Genomic DNA, 19,405 nt, shown 5'->3' on the forward strand with positions numbered 1-19,405 from the left:
TGCCGATGCTGCGCAAATTCATCACACCCGCCCTGCTGACCCTTGGTGCCCTGCTGCTGGCCGCCGCCGGCTACTGGAACATCAACCCGGACAGTTTCTCCAGCAGCCCGCAGCATAGCGGCCCGGACAACCCCATCGACTTCTACGCGATCAACGCCCACAGCGTACAGTACCTGCCCGATGGCAAAGTGCAGAGCGACATGACCAGCGATCTGCTCGAACACGTGCAGAGTACCGACGTCACCCTGCTGACCGAGCCCCGCATGAACCTGTTCCGCGGCACCGACTTTCCCTGGAAGGTACGTAGCGCTCGCGGTGAAGTCGGCCCCGATGGTGACGAGGTCGAACTGATCGACCAGGTGCGTGTGGAACGCACGGATGACAAAGGTCGCACCACTATACTCACCACCAGCCGCCTGACCGTATTCCCACAGAAGGAATATGCGCAGACCCAGCAAGCCGTTAGAATCGACGCGGCCAACGGGGTGACCACGGCACAAGGAATGAAAGCGTACTTGAATGACGGCAGGATGCTCCTGCAGTCCAACGTAAGAGGCCAGCATGAGGTTCGTTAAAACCCTCCCCCTACTTCTCAGCCTCGGCGCAACGCTAGGAAGCGCAAGCGCCTGGGCTCTGCCGAGCGACCGCGATCAACCGATCCGCGTGCAGGCCGACAGTGCTGAGCTGGACGACAGACAAGGCGTAGCGGTGTACCGCGGCGACGTCGTCATCACTCAGGGCACCATGAAAATCACTGGCGATACCGTCACCATCACCCAGAACGCGCAGGGTGATGTCGACGTGTTCACGTCGGTGGGCAAGCCTGCCTATTACGAACAGAAACCCTCGGTCGACAAGCAGATCGTCAAGGCTTATGGGCTGACCATCCAGTACTTTGCGGCCAATGAGCGCATCATACTGATCGATCAGGCCAAGGTCGTTCAGGAAGGCAACACCTTCGAAGGCGAGAAGATCGTCTATGACACCCAGCGCCAGATCGTCAACGCGGGCCGTGCCACGGGCACCAATGTGTCGACCCCGCGTCCGCGCATCGACATGGTGATCCAGCCGAAGAATAGACCCGCCGATGGGCAGGGCCAATAACGATGGCCACCCTGAAAGCCCAGCACCTGGCCAAAAGCTATAAAGATCGTCAGGTCGTTCGCGACGTCAGCCTGAGTATCGAAAGCGGGCAGATCGTCGGCCTGCTCGGCCCGAACGGCGCCGGCAAGACCACCTGCTTCTACATGATCGTCGGCCTCGTTCGGGCCGACCAGGGGCGCGTGCTGATCGACGACCTCGACGTCAGCCACCAGCCCATGCATGGCCGCGCTCGCGCCGGTATCGGCTACCTGCCCCAGGAAGCGTCGATCTTCCGCAAGCTCAGCGTGTCCGACAACATCATGGCGATCCTGGAAACGCGCAAGGATCTGAACCGCGCGCAGCGCCTGCAGGAGCTGGACAGCCTGCTGCAGGAATTCCACATCACCCATATCCGCGACAACCTGGGCATGAGCCTGTCGGGCGGTGAGCGCCGCCGCGTGGAAATCGCCCGCGCCCTGGCCACCTCGCCGAAATTCATCCTTCTCGACGAGCCTTTCGCCGGTGTCGACCCGATCTCGGTCGGCGACATCAAACAGATCATTCATCACCTCAAGGCCAAAGGCATTGGCGTGCTGATCACCGACCACAACGTACGCGAAACCCTGGATATCTGCGAAACCGCCTATATCGTCAGCGACGGTCAACTGATCGCCGAAGGTGACTCCGCTGCCATTCTGGCCAACCAGGTGGTCAAGGAAGTCTATCTGGGCCACGAATTCCGCCTGTGATGGATTCCCCCATCGATGAGCGCACCCATGAGCCTGTTACCCTCACGGCATTGCTGCAATGAAATGGTAACAGGCCCTAGGCAAAGCACTCTGATTCAGGCATATAATTTGCTTCCTAGTGGCGCTTTGGCGCCCTGTCGTGGATCGCGCACAGACGCCGGATAAGGTCTGCAATGAAACCATCGCTAGTCCTGAAAATGGGCCAGCAGCTGACGATGACACCGCAGCTGCAACAAGCCATTCGCCTGCTCCAACTGTCGACCCTGGATCTGCAACAGGAGATCCAGGAGGCGCTGGAGTCCAACCCGATGCTCGAGCGTCAGGAAGAAGGCGACGACTTCGACTCGGATCCCATGGCCGACGGCGCGGAAAGTGCCACTGCGAGCGCCACCCAGGAAGAGAAATTTCAGGAACCGACCTTCCAGGAAAACACACAGACCGTCGACAACCTGGAAGAAGGCGAATGGGGCGAGCGCATTCCCAACGAACTACCTGTCGATACCGCCTGGGAAGATGTCTACCAGACCAGCGCCAGCAGCCTGCCGAGCAATGATGATGACGAGTGGGACTTCACCACTCGCACCTCTGCCGGGGAAAGCCTGCAGAGCCACATGCTCTGGCAACTCAACCTGGCACCGATGTCCGACAAGGATCGCCTGATCGCCGTCACGCTGATCGACTGCATCAACGGCCAGGGCTACCTCGAAGAAACCCTCGAGGAAATCACCGACGCCTTCGACCCCGAACTCGATGTCGAGCTCGACGAAGTCGAAGCCGTGCTGCATCGCATCCAGCAATTCGAGCCGTCCGGCATCGCGGCCCGCGACCTGCGCGAATGCCTGCTTCTGCAACTGCGCCAACTGCCGACCAACACGCCCTGGCTGAGCGAAGCCCAACGCCTGACGAGCGATTATCTCGATCTGCTCGGCAGCCGCGACTACAGCCAACTGATGCGCCGCATGAAGCTCAAGGAAGATGAGCTGCGTCCGATCATCGAACTGATCCAGAGCCTCAACCCACGCCCCGGTTCGCAGATCGAATCCAGCGAGCCCGAGTACGTGGTACCTGACGTGATCGTGCGCAAGCACAACGACCGCTGGCTGGTGGAGCTCAATCAGGAAGCCATGCCGCGCCTGCGCGTCAATGCGCAGTATGCAGGTTTCGTCAAACGTGCCGATTCCAGCGCCGACAACACCTTCATGCGTAACCAGCTGCAGGAAGCGCGCTGGTTCATCAAGAGCCTGCAGAGCCGCAACGAGACCCTGATGAAGGTTGCGACGCAGATCGTCGAGCATCAGCGTGGCTTCCTCGACTACGGCGATGAAGCCATGAAGCCTCTGGTGCTGCACGACATCGCTGAAGCGGTAGGCATGCACGAATCGACCATTTCACGCGTCACCACGCAGAAATACATGCACACGCCGCGTGGCATTTACGAGCTGAAATACTTCTTCTCCAGCCACGTCAGCACCTCCGAAGGCGGCGAATGTTCGTCCACCGCGATCCGCGCGATCATCAAGAAACTGGTCGCTGCGGAAAATGCGAAAAAGCCATTGAGCGATAGCAAGATCGCTGGTCTACTGGAAGCACAGGGCATTCAAGTGGCGCGCCGCACAGTCGCCAAGTACCGTGAATCGCTCGGTATAGCGCCTTCGAGCGAACGCAAGCGACTGATGTAAGGTGCCCTTGTAGCAAAGCCCCCAGTGTTCCTGCGGCAGGTTTGAAAGCCTGCCACTCACACACGGCAACAAGGAGAAGCGGTATGCAAGTCAACATCAGTGGACACCAGCTGGATGTGACAGACGCACTACGCAGCTACATCGAAGAAAAGCTCGGGCGTCTCGAGCGACACTTCGACAAGATCACCAATGTGCAGGTCATCCTGGAGGTCGAAAAGCTCAAGCAGAAAGTCGAAGCTACCTTGCATATCGCCGGAGGCGAAGTGGTGGCCAATGCCGAACATGACGACATGTACGCAGCCATCGATCTACTGACCGACAAACTCGACCGCCAACTCATCAAGCACAAGGAAAAACAGCTCGACCGCCAGCAGGGCGCAATGGCCCGCTGACCTCGTCCTTCTCCTATGATCCGACTTGAAAATATCCTGACCCCCGGCCGTTCCCTCGTGAACGTGCCGGGCGGCAGTAAAAAACGCGTACTCGAACAGATAGCCGCCGTGATCGCGCGCGACCTGCCCGATCTCGATGGCCAGACCATCTATGAAAGCCTGATCGCCCGGGAAAAGCTCGGCTCGACCGGCTTCGGCAATGGCATCGCCATTCCCCACTGCCGCCTGCCTGGCTGCAGCACGCCGATCAGTGCCCTGCTGAAGCTGAATATCGCGGTCGATTTCGATGCAATCGATGGTGCGCCTGTCGACTTGCTGTTCGTGCTGCTGGTTCCCGAAGCGGCGACCGATGAGCACCTGGAACTGCTGCGTCAGATCGCCAGCATGTTCGACCGAGAGGATGTCCGCGAGCGGCTTCGCCAGGCTCAAGACAGCGAATCTTTGTACCAGACCGTAGTGAACGTGCAGAACGGTCAATAGCCCTACAGGATGAGCCCATGCGCCTGATCATCGTCAGCGGCCGTTCCGGCTCGGGCAAGAGCACCGCCCTCGACGTGCTCGAGGACAACGGCTTCTATTGCATCGACAACCTGCCTGCCGGCCTGCTTCCCGAGCTGGCCGAACGGGCGTTGCTGCACACCGAGCTGTTGCACCCGCAAGTGGCGGTGTCGATAGACGCACGCAACCTGCCTAGCCAGCTCAAGCGTTTTTCCGAACTGCTCGATGAGGTGCGCGGCCGCAACATCCGTTGCGATGTCCTGTACCTGGATGCCAGCGAAGAAACGCTGCTCAAGCGCTTTTCGGAAACCCGTCGACGTCACCCGCTGACCAACGACCAGCGTTCGCTGGCCGAAGCCATGGCCGACGAAACCAAGCTGCTGAGCCCGATCATCGACCGTGCCGATCTGAAGATCGACACCACCCACCTGAACCTCTATCAACTGCGCGACACACTCAAGCTGCGTCTGCTCAACCAGCCGGAGCCGGGCACCGCCTACCTGATCGAATCCTTCGGTTTCAAGCGCGGGATGCCGGTGGATGCCGACCTGGTGTTCGATGTGCGCTGCCTGCCAAACCCCTACTGGAAGCCTGAGCTGCGCGACTTCACCGGCCTCGAGCAGCCGGTAGAGGAGTACCTGGCAGCCCAGGAGGATGTTCAGGACATGTACCAGGACATCTTCGCCTACCTGCACAAATGGCTGCCGCGCTTCGCTGCCAGCAACCGCTCCTATGTCACCGTTGCGATCGGCTGCACGGGCGGCCATCATCGCTCGGTGTACCTCGCCAATCGCCTGGGGCACGCCCTCAAGCCGCTGCTGAAGAACGTTCAGATCCGCCACCGCGACCTCAGTTAAGGAATTGCCGCGATGCCCGCCTGCGAAATCACCATCATCAACAAGCTCGGCCTGCACGCGCGCGCGGCCGCCAAGTTCGTCGGGGTTGCAGGGCGTTTTCCCTGCCAGGTGAAGATCGGGCGCAGCACTGAAAGCCTTGTCGATGGCAAAAGCATCATGGCGGTGATGATGCTCGCTGCCGGTAAAGGCACCACGGTGCATCTATCTACCGAAGGCGAACGGGATGAAGAGGCGCTGCAGGCGCTGACCGACCTGATCAACGATTACTTCGACGAAGGCGAGTAACAGGGTCGATCACTGTTGCCCAAGCGTGCCTGGCGGGCGCTGCGGATACACGAAGACGCCTAGACGCCTCTATGGCACCCAGCCTGGAAAAGCGCTTAAAGCCAGTTTTGCATACCTTCGCAAACTTTGAGGGCGAGGATTAACCCGCCCCCAAAAAGCAGCATCAAGCCCAATGCATAACGCAACGAGCGGCGGTTGGCCACGATCAGCTCATGCAATGGGCTCATGCGCATCTCGATGTCGCCTCAAAGACAAACCATCAAGCCAGAGCAGCCTGATAGCGGCGAGCGACTTCGGCCCAATCGATGACATTGTAGAAGGCACCGATGTATTCGGGACGACGGTTCTGGTAGCGCAGATAGTAGGCATGCTCCCACACGTCCAGGCCGAGGATCGGCGTATTGCCGTTCATCAGCGGGCTATCCTGGTTACCGGTGCTTTCGACCACCAGTTGCTTCTGCGGCGTCACGCTGAGCCAGGCCCAGCCGCTGCCGAAACGGGTCAGTGCAGCTTTTGTGAAGGCTTCCTTGAAGGCTTCCAAACCACCCAGTTGGCTGTCGATAGCGGCTTTCAGTTCGCCTTGCGGTTCACCACCGCCGCCGGTGCTCATCACCGTCCAGAACAGCGAGTGGTTGGCGTGCCCGCCACCGTTGTTGATCACCGCGCCGCGTTTGTCTTCCGGCACCTCCTTGAGGCGAGTGAGCAGTTCTTCGACCGGCAACTCGGCCAGCGGATTGCCTTCCAGGGCAGCGTTGAGGTTGTTGACGTAGGTCTGGTGGTGCTTGCTATGGTGGATTTCCATGGTTTGCGCATCGATATGCGGTTCCAGGGCATCGTAGGCGTAAGGCAGAGCAGGCAGGCTATACGGCATGGTTTCACTCCTCTAATGGTACTGACGGACGACAGACACTGAGCGTTCTGCCGGTGACGCATCGCCAGGCGTGTTAGCGCCCAGCAATCGATCTGTACGGGGGTAGGCCCCGTGCTCGGCGACAAAGTTCAACAGACTGGTATAGGTGCGACTGCTGTGATTCAGCGCAGCCTGGCGCAGGGACGGCGCCAGGTGCTCGCTGCCCATGCAGCGCAACAGGTGCTCGTGGCAGGCGCACAGGTGCTCTGCGGACTCCTCCGGATGGCCGATCATCAATTGTAGATCGGCCAGGTTGTGCTGGGAGACGACGAAAGCCGCCACTGCGGCGTCGGCGTCACGCCAGCGCTCGAAGAGCACCTGAGCCAGAGCCAGCGCCTGCAGATACTGTTCACGGGCCTCGACCCAGGAACCGTCGGCGAAGTGGCGGTTACCGGCTTCGATGAGTCGCTTCCACTGCTCCATGGGATTGCCTCCTCGCCCTAGGGCGAAAACGCGCAGAACACAAGACCTGCGCACGACCGTTTCTGCTGTTACAGACCGCCTTCGGTAAGGCGCTCCGGGTTGAGCAACTGTTCCAGCTCGGCACGTCCCAGGTCGGTCATTTCCTCAGCCACGTCGATGATCGGTCGACCTTCCCGGTACGCCTTCTTGGCGATTTCCGCGGCCTTCTGGTAGCCGATCAGCGGGTTCAGCGCGGTCACCAATATCGGATTGCGGCCCAGCGCTTCCCTGAGCTTGGGTTCGTTGACCTTGAAGCTGGCGATGGCGCGATCCGCCAGCAGGTGGCTGACGTTGGCCAGCAGTTCGATGCTGCCAAGCAAATTATGGGCGATCACCGGCAGCATCACGTTCAGCTCGAAGTTGCCGGACTGCCCCGCCACCGCAATGGTGGCGTCGTTGCCGATGACTTGAGCGGCGACCATGGCCGTCGCTTCCGGAATCACCGGGTTGACCTTGCCAGGCATGATCGAGGAGCCGGGCTGCAGCGCCTCGAGTTCGATTTCGCTAAGGCCGGCCAAGGGGCCCGAGTTCATCCAGCGCAGGTCGTTGGCGATCTTCATCAGCGACACTGCCGTGGTTTTCAGTTGCCCGGACAGCGCCACCGCGGTGTCCTGGGAGCCGATCAGGGCGAAGAAATTGGCGCCAGGGGTGAACTGCCGGCCAGTCAGGGCATTCAGCTCCTGACAGAATAGCTCGGCAAATCGCGGATGCGCGTTTATACCGGTGCCGACTGCAGTCCCCCCCTGGGCCAGGGCCTGCAGAGCCGGCAGCAGGCTGGTAAGCAACTGGATGTTGCCCTGGATCTGCTGAGCCCAGCCATCGAGCACCTGGCTCATACGCACGGGCATGGCATCCATCAGGTGCGTACGACCGGTCTTCACGAAGGGCTGCACTTCGAGGGATTTCTCGCAGAGTACCTTGAGCAGATGGCCGAGCGCCGGCAGCAGCCTTTCGCTCACTTCGATGGCGGCACTGACATGGATGGTGGTGGGAATGATGTCGTTGCTGCTTTGCCCGCAGTTGACGTGATCATTCGGATTGACCGGCTCGCCAAGAATGCCCGTGGCCAGGGTGGCGATCACTTCGTTGGCGTTCATGTTGGAGCTGGTGCCGGAACCGGTCTGGAACACATCCACCGGGAAGTGCCGCATGAAATCTTCAGCCAGCAACTGCTGGCACGCCGAGACGATGGCATCGCCCTGGGCCGGCAGGATCTGCTCCAGATCGACGTTGGCACGGGCGGCTGCCGCCTTGGCCAGTACCAGCGCACGAATGAATGCCTTGGGCATGGCCAGACCCGATACCGGGAAGTTGTTGACCGCGCGCTGGGTCTGGGCACCGTAAAGCGCCTCGGCGGGTACTGCCAGTTCGCCCATGCTGTCGCGTTCGATGCGGGTGCCGCCACGGGTGTTATTCATAGGGATTTCCTTCTGCCAATTCGGACATTGAAAGGGAGGGCTGCATACGCAAGGTGGCCAAGCGATTGCGGACGCGATTCAGGCTGTGTTGCTGATCGCGGTTGGCCGCCAGATGCTGCAGCGCGTAGAGGGAGCGATAGGCGTGATCCAGACAGACACTGCGCCAGTGCCAGGGCAGCGCCGTATCGCAGGCGGTATCCATGAGCAGGTTCAGGGTGGTCAGCGACATCCGCCAGGGGCACAGGCGGCCATGCTCGACCAGTTGCCGGCCCTGCGCCCAGTGCAGTTCAAGCAGCCGTGGTTCATCTGGAAGCAGGGCACAGCGGATCCTGAACCCCTGCCAATACCAACAATCCAGACATGGCGTATTGCTTGAGCGAAATCTCATGGCGCCCCCTCAAAAGATAATAATATTAATTCCTATATAGAAAGAATAATCAATACCGAATTAGACCGAAGCGCCATTGGCCTGTTCGGGCAGGTTCACAACCAGCACCTGGGAAGAAAGGCTTGAAGTGGGCGAAAGCTACCGAACGGCTGCTAATACGCCGCCATCGGCCGCTAGCGGTTTCGAACCGGCGAAGGAAAGCAGGCGTGAGATCGCCACATTGCGTGGCATGCCCGAAAAGAACCGGGCGCCGATTGGCGCCCGAGTGAATCAACTGCCAGCGACGGTCATTTTCTCGATCAGCACCGAGCCCGTGCGGATATTGCTGCGCAGCTCCAGGTCGCTGCCGACGGCGACGATCTGCTTGAGCATGTCGCGCAGGTTGCCGGCGATGGTGACCTCCTGCACGGCGAACTGAATCTCGCCATTCTCCACCCAGTAGCCACCCGCGCCGCGGGAGTAATCGCCGGTGACCATGTTCAGGCCTTGGCCCATCAACTCGGTGACCAGCAGGCCGCGGCCCATACGCTTGATCAACGCTTGCTGATCTTCATCGCCATGGCTGACGAACAGGTTGTGTACGCCCCCGGCATTGGCCGTGCTGGGCATACCCAGCTTGCGCCCGGCGTAGGTGCCCAGAATGTAGGAGACCAGCCTGCCGCCCTCCACGAAGGGTTTCGCGTAGGTAGCCAGACCATCGCCATCGAACGCGGCGCTGCCCATGGCACGAGGAATGTGCGGACGCTCATCGAGGTTCAGCCAGGAGGGAAACAGTTGCTCGCCCAGAGAACCTTCGAGGAACGACGACTTGCGGTACAGCGCGCCACCGGAAATGGCGCCGAGGAAGCTGCCGAACAACCCGGTGGCCAGCTCTGCGGAGAACAGTACCGGAACCTCGCAGGTCGGCACCGGACGAGCGCCGAGGCGGCTGACTGCACGTTGCGCGGCGCGACGCCCGATGCTCGCGGCATCGGCGAGCAACTCGCCCTGCCGGTTCACGTCGTACCAGTAATCGCGCTGCATCTGCCCGTCGCTTTCGGCGATCATCACGCAGCTGAGGCTGTGCCGGGTGCTGGCGTAGCCGCCGATGAAGCCATGGCTGTTGCCATAGACACGGCAGCCCTGATGGGTACCCAGGCTGGTGCCATCGGCGTTGCGAATGCGCGAATCGGCATCGAACGCCGCTGCTTCGCAGACCAGCGCGCGCTCGATCGCCTGTTCCGGGGTGATGTCCCAGGCGTGGTAGAGATCCAGCTGCGGCAGATCACGAGCCATCAACGCAGCGTCGGCGAGGCCGGCGCTTTCATCCTCGGAAGCATGCTTGGCGATGGCCAGGGCGGCTGCCACGGTTTCGCGGATCGCCGCCTCGCCGGTTGCCGAGGTGCTGGCCGAGCCCTTGCGCTGGCCAACGTAAAGGGTGATGCCGAAGCCCTGGTCGCGGTTGAACTCGACGGTTTCCACCTCACGCTGACGCACTGTGGTGGACAGCCCCTGCTCCACCGAAACCGCCACTTCACAGGCGCTCGCGCCCTGCTTCTTCGCCTCGGCGAGGATCTGTTCGACCTGCGCCTGCAGACCCGGTAACGCACCTGGCCCGACTACTTCCACTTCACTCATAACGACTCCACATTTTTGAAAGCAGCTGCAAGCGGCCAGCTACCAGCCGCGAGTAAATCTTTTGCCATTCGCTCTTCGCTTGAAGCTTGAAGCTTGAAGCTTGAAGCTTGAAGCTTGAAGCTTGAAGCTGCTGTTATCATGGCGGCGTTTCCCATTGGATCACCGCAAATGTCTGATTACCTCGACGACTTCTCCGGCGAGAAGAGCAAAACCCAGGTCAAGCGTGAGTTCCACGCCCTGCAGGAGCTAGGCCAGCGTCTGGCCGGCCTCAAGCCCGAGCTGCAGAACAAGCTACCGCTGACCGATGGTCTGCGCCGTGCTCTGGAAGAATCCCCGAAGCACACCGCCAATTCGGCGAAAAAGCGCCATATGCAGTTCATCGGCAAGCTGATGCGCGATCAGGACATCGAAGCGATCCTGACGCTGCTCGACCAGCTCGACGCCTCCACGCGCCAGTACAACGAACGCTTCCACAACCTCGAACGCTGGCGCGATCGCCTGATCACCGGTAACGACGAAGTGCTGGAGAAGTTCGTCGCCGAGTACCCCGACGCCGACCGTCAGCACCTGCGCGGGCTGATCCGCCATGCCCAGCATGAAGCGGCACAGGAAAAAGCTCCGGCCTCGTCACGCAAAATCTTCAAGTACATCCGCGATCTCGACGAAACCCAGCGCGGCCTGCGCTAGGCTTTGGGCCGAGGCACTCCCGGCCCAAATCCTCAGGCTCCGGTACCGCCGACCGTGATCGCATCGATCTTCAGGGTCGGCTGGCCAACGCCGACCGGCACCGACTGACCATCCTTGCCACAAGTGCCGACGCCGCTGTCCAGCGCCAGGTCGTTACCGACCATCGACACCTTGCTCATGGCCTCGGGGCCATTGCCGATCAGGGTCGCGCCCTTGACCGGCGCGGTGATCTTGCCATCCTCGATCAGGTACGCCTCGCTGGTGGAGAACACGAACTTGCCGCTGGTGATGTCGACCTGACCACCGCCCAGATTGGCGCAGTAGATGCCCTTCTTCACCGAACGGATGATTTCCTCGGGGTCGCTCTCCCCGGCCAGCATGTAGGTGTTGGTCATGCGTGGCATCGGCAGGTGCGCGTAAGACTCGCGGCGACCATTGCCGGTACGTGCCACGCCCATCAGACGGGCGTTGAGTTTGTCCTGCATGTACCCCTTGAGCACGCCATTCTCGATCAGCGTGGTGCACTGGGTAGGTGTGCCTTCGTCGTCCATGCTCAGTGAGCCGCGGCGCTCCGCCAGGGTACCGTCATCGACGATGGTGCACAGCTTGGACGCCACCTGCTGGCCGATCTTGCCGCTGTAGTTGGAGCTGCCCTTGCGATTGAAGTCGCCTTCCAGGCCATGGCCGACCGCCTCGTGCAGCAGCACGCCCGACCAGCCAGCGCCCATGACCACCGGCAAGGTGCCCGCCGGCGCGGCAATCGCCTCGAGGTTGACCAGAGCCTGACGCAGGGCTTCACGGGCATAGCCCATGGCGCGATCCTCATTGAGGAAATAGCTGTAATTCGTACGCCCGCCACCGCCATGGCCCCCGCGTTCACGGCGACCGTTGTGCTCGACGATCACGCTGACGTTGAAGCGCACCAGCGGACGGATATCGGCGCCCAGGCTGCCGTCAGTGGCGGCGACCAATATGCGATCCCAGACACCGGCGAGACTCACCGTCACCTGCTTGATCCGCGAATCCAGAGCACGGGTGGCCTGGTCGACACGCTTGAGCAGCTCGACCTTCTGGGCGCGATCGATCACGTCCAGCGGATTCTCCGGCGCATACAGTGGCGTCACCTGGGTCGCGGCAAACGCCTGCACGCGCCCCTGCTGCCCGGCGCGGGCAATCGAGCGCGCGGCACGGGCGGCCTGGCTCAGCGCCTCGGGGGTAATCGCATTGCTGTAGGCGAAGCCGGTCTTCTCTCCGGACTGGGCGCGCACGCCGACGCCCTGGTCGAGGTTGAAACTGCCTTCCTTGACGATGCCATCTTCCAGCACCCAGGTTTCGGACACCTGGGTCTGGAAGTACAGATCGGCGGCATCGATGCCGGGGCCGGCCAATTCGCCGAGTACGCCCGGCAGATGCTCCAGGGTCAGACCGCCGGGGCTCAGCATCTGCTCGCTGACGGTCAACAACATGTCGCTCATAACGTCTCCACATCAGGCTGCCGCGGTTCGGCCGCAGCGAAAAATCGTTTGTGTCGCACTACCGGCATGCGCTCGCGGATCGAGGCTTGCTCGACGCCATCGCGCTCGGCCAGCAAGGCCGCTTCGCCATCCGCACGTTCTACCAGCTTACGCCCCCAGGGATCGATGATGGCCGTGTGGCCATAGGTTTCTCGACCACCCGGATGAACGCCGCCCTGAGCCGCCGCCAACAGGTAACACTGGGTTTCGATGGCGCGGGCACGGATCAGCACGTCCCAGTGGGCCGCACCGGTGACCCGGGTGAACGCCGACGGCGCACTGATCAGTTCGGCCCCCGCTTCACGCAACGCGCCATAGAGCTCAGGAAAGCGCAGGTCGTAGCATACGGTCAAACCCAGACGCCCAACGGGCGTATCGGCGACCACCAGCTGTTCGCCGTGGGCGTAGTCGTCCGACTCGCGATAACGGCCACGACTGTCGCTGACATCCACATCGAACAGGTGCAGCTTGTCGTAGCGGGCGACGGTTTCACCCTGTTCGTCGATCAGCAGCGAGCAGGCCCTCGGCTTGCCGCGGGGTTGGTCGTCCGGCGGCAACGGCAAGGTGCCGGCCACTATCCATAACCTGAGGTCACGTGCGGTGCGTTTCAACCAGGGCAGCACCGGGCCCTCGCCACTGGCTTCCAGGCGCCCCAGGTCGGCGGCATCGCGCCGCCCGAGGGCAGAGAAGTTCTCCGGCAGTACCGCCAGCCGGGCACCGGCTGCGGCGGCCTGCTCCAGCAAGCGCCGGGCCTGCAGCAGATTGGCGGCGATATCGTCCTGGCTGACCATCTGGATCACGGCGAAAGACATCACGGTTCCTCTGTCAGGAATGACGACACGTCAGTTGGGTTTCTCGAAAGGTTTGTCGAACGTCAGTTGCGGGTCGTGCAAAGTGCCCTTCACGTCGTATTGCACGCTGGCGAAGCGCGCCACACGGTCACCCAGCAGTTTGTCGGCGAGGAACAGCGCACCGCCAATGGCCGGCGCACCGACGATCAACGCCGCGAGAGGCAGGTTGTTGGTGACCGGCAGGGTCACCAGCAGCTTGGCATCGATGCCCTGGTCGATCATGTTCAGGGTGCCGTTCAACTCCAGATTGCTCGACGGACCGGTCATGGTGATCGGTTCCTTCGTCACGAACACGCCATCGGTTGCACTCAGATTGCCTTTCACACGGTCATAGCTCAGGCCCTTGCCGAGCAGATCGGAGAAGTCCAGACGCAAACGGCGGCCGATGGAGTTGAAGTTGAGCAGGCCAAAGACCCGCAGCGCCGAGGCCGAGCCCTGCACCTCAACGAACTGCCCCTTGCGCAGCGACGCATCCAGGCTACCCGAGTAGCGTTTGAGGCTGAACCAGACCGGCGAGCCTGGCCAATGCCCATCGGCATCCAGGCGGAAGCTCTCGCTGGTAGCCGACGGCGCGTAGCCCCAGGCTTTCAAAACCTCGGAGAGTTTTTCGCCCTGCATACGGCCCTTGTACCAGCTGCGCGTCTGCCCCGGGACACCCTGCCAACCAATGGCGCCGCCGAGATGCAACCCCTTGAGGTTGATATCCAGATCGCTGAACCGCACGCCCTGAGCATCCGGCCGCGCCTTGAGCGACCAGGCCCCCATATCGTCGTCGCCCTGGAATACGTGGGCGATGTGCAGATCAAGCGCCGGAATCTGCCGTGGATCGAAATCGGCCAGCGGATCCGGAGTCTCAGGCTCCGGCTCATCCTCGGTTTTCGGTTTGATCGCCGGCAGGCGCACATATTCCAGGTTGGCGATGATCGGTCGAGCAGCCGCTTCGAACAGATCGACACGGCCCTTGGCCAGGGCGCTGTCCATGCTCAGCGACCAGCCGCCGTCAATGGGCCGGAAGCCCACATCGAGATCCTCGAGCGTTTGCCCCAGCCCCTCGAAACGACCAATACGCAGCTCGGCATCGGTGAACAGCTGTTGGGCACCTTCACGAGGCGTTTGCTCGTAAGTCTTGGCAACGCTCTGCCAGGCCGCCAGATTCACTTGCGCGACCCGACCGCGAATCCGTATGCCACGAGCGGCCGGCAGGATCGCTGGCCCATCGCCCAGACGCAGCTCACCACGGCTCTGATTGAACTGCCCAGGCGGCGCGGCCAGAGTGAAGCTGGCCACGTCGGCGTAATCCAGCCAGTAACGCTGTTCGCGCCCGCCGAAACTCATGCGCCAATCGGCGTAGCGCTCCTCGCTGGCCGTTTTGCCGAACGGCGCTGGCAGCCCGATGCTCAGGCCCTTGAGGTTGGAATCGACACGTAGCTGGCTCTGCGAACCCTCAAGGCTCAGACGCAGGCGATACGGCAGGCTGCCCTGGGCCGGCAGCGGCTGCTTCACGCCCAGCCAGCCGGTCAGGTTGCCCAGGGGAATGATCCCGTTGGCCTCGATGCGGCTGCGGGCCTGGCCGGGCCGGCCGTCGGCGACGGCCTTGCCGCGTACCGCATGGCCCAGCGCGCGGGCGGTGATCGACGGCGCGCTAAGGCCCTTGCTGGTGTCGTAGCGAAAATCACCCGTCACGTCACTCAGTTCCAGCGCCGGTTCGCGGATGCTCAGCGAGGCCTTGTCGGCACTGAAGTCGACGATCACCTTCGCCTGCTCGCCCTTGTGCAGCGGGATATCCAGATCCAGAGCGCCATTCAGTGCCCCCGCGCCCTTCCAGCCGTCGAAGATGTCGGCGACACCCAGTGGCGTCTCCTGAAGGATCTTCAAACCGTCGCCGACACTGCTCTGCAGCTTGCCCTTGAGCTTGAGGTGCGGCGTTTCACCGGTATCGACATGGGCGATATCGGCGTAGGCCTCACGCACCTGGCTGTCGAGAATGCGCCCTTCCGAAACGCGCACACGAACCCCACTGTCCTCGATCAGCACCTGGCCACGGGCATCGTGCAACGCTGGCCAGCCGGGCTGGAAGGCCAGCTCGGCATCCTGCACGGCGAAGAACAGGCTGATACTGCGCACAGCGGGATCCGGGTCGCGATTGATCGAGCCCTGATACTGGAAATAGCCTTCATCGACCTTGCCACCGCGAATCGCGGTTTTCAGCCACTCGTCGAGCGCCGGGCTGAGCACCGGTGTCGGCAGGTATTTCTCGGTGAAGCGCGCATCGCCGTCACGCATCCCGACACGCAGATCCATATAGTCCTCACGCTCCGGATCCTTGAGCATGCGGATCAGGAAGTCGCCGGCGATCTTGCCCTCTTCGCCCACGACCTGCAGGTAAGGCGCACGCAGGGTGAAGCCTTCATCGTTGAGCGTCCAGGTCAGCCGGCCCTTGGCCTGCTGATACTCCCAGGCTTTGGGGAACAGCGTGGTGAGGTGCAGGGAGAAGTCTTCGCTGTCGACCTTCAGCTCGCCCTGGCCGAGATCACCGGTGATGCTGCCGCTGCCGTTCTCCACGGCCGGCGAGGCATGCCAGGCGGAAAAACCGACGCGCTCCAGGTTCGCCGAGAACTGCAGGCGCTCCGGCCCTTCGAATTCTGGGCGAAAACTGACATTCAGGTTGCGCAAGGCGCCATGGGGCTTGAGCGTCTGCAGCAATTCCAGGGCACTTTCCGGCATCGGCGCCAGACCTTCCACCAGCGGCACCAGGGGGGCGACATCCAGGCGATCGGCGCTCAGGCTCCAGCGCTGGGACTCGTCACCGCTGGCCGCCTGATGGCCGAGGGCGATACGCGCTCCGCCCCAACGGTTGTCGTCACGGCTGAAGGCGAAGTCGTCGAGCAACAGGTCGAAATCGTCATCCTTGCGCTCGAAATAGGCATTCAGGGACAGATCCTCGAGCGCCACGGCCTCGCGTTCGCCATAATGCCCTGCCAGCTGTGGAGCATGCAGACGGGTAACGGCCCGCTGCAGGTTGCGCTTGTCCCAGAGCCCCCACACCTCACCACCCAGCTGCAGGTGCTCAAGGTGCCACTCGCGGGTCAACGCCGGTGGCAGCCAGGACGCCCAATCGCTTTGCGGTGCGCTGAGATAGAACTCGGCGCGCGCATCCTGCCAATGTTCGGCTTGAATACGGGTACGCAGTTGCAGGGCCAGTGGCTTGCCGTCCGGCAACTGCACGCGGGCATCCAGACGCTGGCGGGTGCTGCCATTGCTCAGGCTCAGGTTGATGGCAGTGAGCTCAAGCGGTTTCCGATCGTGCGCCTGAATGCTCATCTGGCTATCGAACAGCGAGATACGGCTGACCATCTGCGACTGGCGCAGCACCTTGGCGATATCCAGCGGCGGCTGATCCTGCCGCTGCGGCAGGCCTTCCACGCTCCAGGCGCCCTGCTCGTCCTCACGCAGCGTCAGGCTCACGCCGTCGAGCTGCAACTCGGCAATGCGGGGTTGCCAGGCCATCAGACTGCCAAGCAGATCGGGAACCACACGCACCTGTTGAAGGACCAGCCCCTGCTCACCTTCGCCAAGGTGCAGGTCGCGCACCGTCAACAACGGCGAGAAGCCGCTCCAGTGCCCTTCCAGCGCGCCGATGCCGACCGGCATGCCCAGCGCTTCGGTGGCGCGAGCTTCAGCTTCTTCCCGGTACTCGGCGAGCAAAGGCACCAACTGACGGCCAAGGCTCACGTAAAAGGCGGCCAACACCAAGCCCAGCGCACACAGCCCCAGACTCCAGCGCAACAGTGCGACGAACGCCAGCCCCTGTCGCTCCATTCAGTTCACATCCCGGCCCGGCCGGGTCTCGTTATAGCAGCACCACATCGTATTGTTCCTGGGAGTACATGGTTTCGACCTGGAACTTGATGGTTCGCCCAATGAATGCTTCGAGATCGGCGACATTGCCCGACTCCTCGTCGAGCAGGCGGTCGACCACCTTCTGGTTGGCCAACACGCGGTAGCCTTCGGGCTGATAGGCGCGGGCCTCGCGGAGTATCTCGCGGAAGATCTCGTAGCAGGTGGTTTCCGCAGTCTTCAGCTTGCCACGGCCCTGGCAGTGGCTGCACGGCTCGCACAGCACCTGTTCGAGGCTTTCGCGGGTGCGTTTGCGGGTCATCTGCACCAGGCCGAGCTCGGTGATGCCGATGATGTTGGTCTTGGCGTGATCGCGCTCCAGCTGCTTTTCCAGGGTACGCAGCACCTGGCGCTGATGCTCTTCGTCTTCCATGTCGATGAAATCGATGATGATGATCCCGCCGAGGTTACGCAGGCGCAGTTGCCGGGCGATGGCGGTGGCCGCCTCGAGGTTGGTCTTGAAGATGGTTTCTTCGAGCGTGCGATGACCGACGAAGGCGCCGGTATTGACGTCGATGGTGCTCATCGCCTCGGCCGGGTCGATGATCAGGTAACCACCGGACTTGAGCGGCACCTTGCGCTCCAGGGCCTTCTGGATTTCGTCCTCGATGCCGTGCAGATCGAAGATCGGCCGTTCGCCGGGGTAATGTTCGAGGCGGTCGGCGATTTCCGGCATCAGTTCGGCGACGAACTGGGTGATCTTCTGGAAGGTCTCCCGCGAGTCGACGCGGATCTTCTCGCTGCGCGGGCCAACCAGATCGCGCAGGGTGCGCAGGGCCAGGCTGAGGTCTTCGTAGATCACCGACGGCGTGGGCGCGGTCTTCATCTGTTCGCCGATCTGATCCCACAAGCGGCGCAGGTAACGGATATCGACCAGAATCTCGTCGGCCCGCGCGCCCTCGGCGGCGGTACGCAGGATGAAGCCACCGGCTTCCTCGATGCCTTCGGCGGCGACGCAATCGGCCACCACCTGCTTGAGGCGCTCGCGCTCGCCTTCGTCTTCGATCTTCAGGGAAATGCCGACATGGCTGGTGCGCGGCATGTACACCAGGTAGCGCGAGGGGATCGACAGCTGAGTGGTCAGGCGCGCGCCCTTGCTGCCGATGGGATCCTTGGTGACCTGCACCGTCAGGCTCTGGCCTTCATGCACCAGCGCGCTGATGGTTTCCACCGCGCTGCCTTCACGGCTGGAGATTTCCGACGCATGAATGAACGCCGCCCGCTCCAGGCCGATATCGACGAAAGCCGCCTGCATGCCAGGCAGCACGCGCACCACTTTGCCTTTGTAGATGTTGCCGACGATGCCGCGGCGCTGGGTGCGCTCGACGTGTACCTCCTGCAGAACACCGTTTTCCACCACCGCCACGCGCGATTCCATCGGCGTGATGTTGATCAGAATCTCTTCACTCATGCGCCCATCTCTGCTTGAGATGAAGCTGAAAGCAGCGGCAGGCTCAGTTGAGCCCGACCATCGCGGCCTGCAACCTCTGGGTTATGCGCTGGCAGTCATTGCCAGCACGGAATCGCGAATTCCGCGAGCAGCTCGGCAGTCTCGCACAACGGCAGGCCGACTACCGCTGAATAACTGCCCTGCATCTGGCTGACGAAGACCGCCGCCAGACCCTGAATACCATAACTGCCTGCCTTGTCGCGCGGTTCTCCGGTATCCCAATACGCTTCGATCTGTGTCTGGCTGAGCGTCTTGAAGCGCACCGTACTGGTCACCACCCGCGTGGCAACCCGCTCTTCGCTGGCCAGAGCGACGGCGGTCAGCACCTGATGCTCGCGCCCGGACAGCGCGCCGAGCGTGGCCAAGGCGTCGGCACGGTCGACGGGTTTGCCGAGGATGCGGCCATCGAGCACCACGGCGGTGTCGGAGCCGAGCACCACCACACCATCGCGCTCAGGCTGGGTGTTCAGCACAGCCTCGGCCTTGGCCCGCGCCAAACGCTCGACGTAGGTAGCCGGGGCTTCGCCGGCCTGCGGCGTTTCGTCGATGGGCACGATCCGGGTGATGAAAGGAACGCCGATCTGCGTCAGCAGTTCACTGCGGCGCGGAGAAGCGGAGGCCAGGTAAAGCGTTGGCATGCAGACGTCTCGCAATCAGGCGCCGCAGCG

21 protein-coding genes are annotated in these 19,405 nt (G+C 62.2%); 9 read left to right on the top strand and 12 right to left on the bottom strand.

What is annotated here, in order from left to right; all coding sequences use genetic code 11:
* Positions 1-5: 5 nt before the first annotated feature.
* The 8 genes from lptC to DNK10_RS02635 all read left to right on the top strand — a co-directional run bounded on the left by lptC (position 6) and on the right by DNK10_RS02635 (position 5,543).
* Positions 6-575 carry an LPS export ABC transporter periplasmic protein LptC gene (lptC, locus tag DNK10_RS02600; RefSeq protein ID WP_131190468.1) on the top strand — a complete coding sequence of 190 codons (570 nt, stop codon included), beginning with the start codon at positions 6-8 and terminating at the stop codon, positions 573-575.
* Positions 562-1,104 (top strand): lipopolysaccharide transport periplasmic protein LptA, encoded by a 543-nt coding sequence (gene lptA, locus DNK10_RS02605; RefSeq protein ID WP_131190469.1) that lies wholly within the window; start codon positions 562-564, stop codon positions 1,102-1,104. Before lptC ends, lptA begins: the two co-directional genes overlap by 14 nt.
* A gap of 2 nt (positions 1,105-1,106) precedes the next feature.
* Entirely contained in the window at positions 1,107-1,832 is a 726-nt protein-coding gene (lptB, locus tag DNK10_RS02610; protein ID WP_131178711.1) for an LPS export ABC transporter ATP-binding protein, read from the top strand.
* 173 nt (positions 1,833-2,005) lie between these two features.
* Positions 2,006-3,511, top strand: a complete 1,506-nt coding sequence (locus tag DNK10_RS02615) for an RNA polymerase factor sigma-54 (protein WP_131190470.1) — start codon at positions 2,006-2,008, stop codon at positions 3,509-3,511.
* An 83-nt stretch (positions 3,512-3,594) separates the two neighbouring features.
* Positions 3,595-3,903, top strand: coding sequence for a ribosome hibernation-promoting factor, HPF/YfiA family (hpf, locus tag DNK10_RS02620; protein WP_074881400.1), 309 nt, complete (start codon positions 3,595-3,597; stop codon positions 3,901-3,903).
* Between the two features lie 15 nt (positions 3,904-3,918).
* Positions 3,919-4,383, top strand: coding sequence for a PTS IIA-like nitrogen regulatory protein PtsN (ptsN, locus tag DNK10_RS02625; protein WP_131178709.1), 465 nt, complete (start codon positions 3,919-3,921; stop codon positions 4,381-4,383).
* Between the two features lie 17 nt (positions 4,384-4,400).
* Positions 4,401-5,258 (top strand): RNase adapter RapZ, encoded by an 858-nt coding sequence (gene rapZ, locus DNK10_RS02630; RefSeq protein WP_131178708.1) that lies wholly within the window; start codon positions 4,401-4,403, stop codon positions 5,256-5,258.
* Positions 5,259-5,270: 12 nt separating this feature from the next.
* Positions 5,271-5,543 (top strand): HPr family phosphocarrier protein, encoded by a 273-nt coding sequence (locus DNK10_RS02635; RefSeq protein ID WP_131190471.1) that lies wholly within the window; start codon positions 5,271-5,273, stop codon positions 5,541-5,543.
* A 95-nt stretch (positions 5,544-5,638) separates the two neighbouring features.
* Here the strand turns inward: DNK10_RS02635 and DNK10_RS26280 are convergent, their stop codons facing one another.
* The 7 genes from DNK10_RS26280 to DNK10_RS25820 all read right to left on the bottom strand — a co-directional run bounded on the left by DNK10_RS26280 (position 5,639) and on the right by DNK10_RS25820 (position 10,478).
* Positions 5,639-5,770 carry a hypothetical protein gene (locus DNK10_RS26280; RefSeq protein ID WP_279635810.1) on the bottom strand — a complete coding sequence of 44 codons (132 nt, stop codon included), beginning with the start codon at positions 5,768-5,770 and terminating at the stop codon, positions 5,639-5,641.
* 32 nt (positions 5,771-5,802) lie between these two features.
* The gene (locus DNK10_RS02640; RefSeq protein ID WP_131178706.1) at positions 5,803-6,414 is read right to left on the bottom strand and encodes a superoxide dismutase; all 612 of its coding nucleotides are present in this window, start codon (positions 6,412-6,414) and stop codon (positions 5,803-5,805) included.
* A gap of 12 nt (positions 6,415-6,426) precedes the next feature.
* Positions 6,427-6,876: a hypothetical protein gene (locus DNK10_RS02645; RefSeq protein WP_131190472.1), complete on the bottom strand. Its 450-nt coding sequence runs from the start codon at positions 6,874-6,876 to the stop codon at positions 6,427-6,429.
* 68 nt (positions 6,877-6,944) lie between these two features.
* A complete protein-coding gene (gene fumC / locus DNK10_RS02650; protein WP_131190473.1) occupies positions 6,945-8,333 on the bottom strand; it encodes a class II fumarate hydratase FumC in 1,389 nt (462 codons plus the stop codon).
* On the bottom strand, positions 8,326-8,562 hold the full coding sequence (locus DNK10_RS02655) for a hypothetical protein (RefSeq protein WP_131178703.1): 237 nt from the start codon (positions 8,560-8,562) through the stop codon (positions 8,326-8,328). The genes fumC and DNK10_RS02655 overlap by 8 nt, the downstream gene beginning before the upstream one ends.
* A gap of 429 nt (positions 8,563-8,991) precedes the next feature.
* Positions 8,992-10,338, bottom strand: coding sequence for a metalloprotease PmbA (gene pmbA / locus DNK10_RS02660; RefSeq protein WP_131178702.1), 1,347 nt, complete (start codon positions 10,336-10,338; stop codon positions 8,992-8,994).
* A complete protein-coding gene (locus tag DNK10_RS25820) occupies positions 10,335-10,478 on the bottom strand; it encodes a hypothetical protein (protein WP_165495934.1) in 144 nt (47 codons plus the stop codon). The genes pmbA and DNK10_RS25820 overlap by 4 nt, the downstream gene beginning before the upstream one ends.
* Positions 10,479-10,506: 28 nt before the next feature.
* Between DNK10_RS25820 and yjgA the strand changes: the two genes are divergently transcribed.
* Entirely contained in the window at positions 10,507-11,025 is a 519-nt protein-coding gene (gene yjgA, locus DNK10_RS02665) for a ribosome biogenesis factor YjgA (protein ID WP_131178701.1), read from the top strand.
* Between the two features lie 32 nt (positions 11,026-11,057).
* Here yjgA and tldD read toward each other — a convergent pair whose 3' ends face one another.
* The 5 genes from tldD to DNK10_RS02690 form a co-directional block, all read right to left on the bottom strand.
* Positions 11,058-12,500, bottom strand: coding sequence for a metalloprotease TldD (gene tldD / locus DNK10_RS02670; RefSeq protein WP_131178700.1), 1,443 nt, complete (start codon positions 12,498-12,500; stop codon positions 11,058-11,060).
* Positions 12,497-13,351, bottom strand: a complete 855-nt coding sequence (locus DNK10_RS02675; protein WP_131178699.1) for a carbon-nitrogen hydrolase family protein — start codon at positions 13,349-13,351, stop codon at positions 12,497-12,499. The genes tldD and DNK10_RS02675 overlap by 4 nt, the downstream gene beginning before the upstream one ends.
* A gap of 30 nt (positions 13,352-13,381) precedes the next feature.
* Positions 13,382-17,209: a YhdP family protein gene (locus DNK10_RS02680; protein ID WP_131190474.1), complete on the bottom strand. Its 3,828-nt coding sequence runs from the start codon at positions 17,207-17,209 to the stop codon at positions 13,382-13,384.
* Positions 17,210-17,240: 31 nt separating this feature from the next.
* Positions 17,241-18,698, bottom strand: a complete 1,458-nt coding sequence (gene rng / locus DNK10_RS02685) for a ribonuclease G (protein WP_131178697.1) — start codon at positions 18,696-18,698, stop codon at positions 17,241-17,243.
* A gap of 95 nt (positions 18,699-18,793) precedes the next feature.
* A complete protein-coding gene (locus DNK10_RS02690; RefSeq protein ID WP_131190475.1) occupies positions 18,794-19,375 on the bottom strand; it encodes a Maf family protein in 582 nt (193 codons plus the stop codon).
* Between the last annotated feature and the right edge of the window lie 30 nt (positions 19,376-19,405).

Source organism: Phytopseudomonas daroniae, assembly GCF_004327275.1.
Taxonomy (GTDB): domain Bacteria; phylum Pseudomonadota; class Gammaproteobacteria; order Pseudomonadales; family Pseudomonadaceae; genus Aquipseudomonas; species Aquipseudomonas daroniae.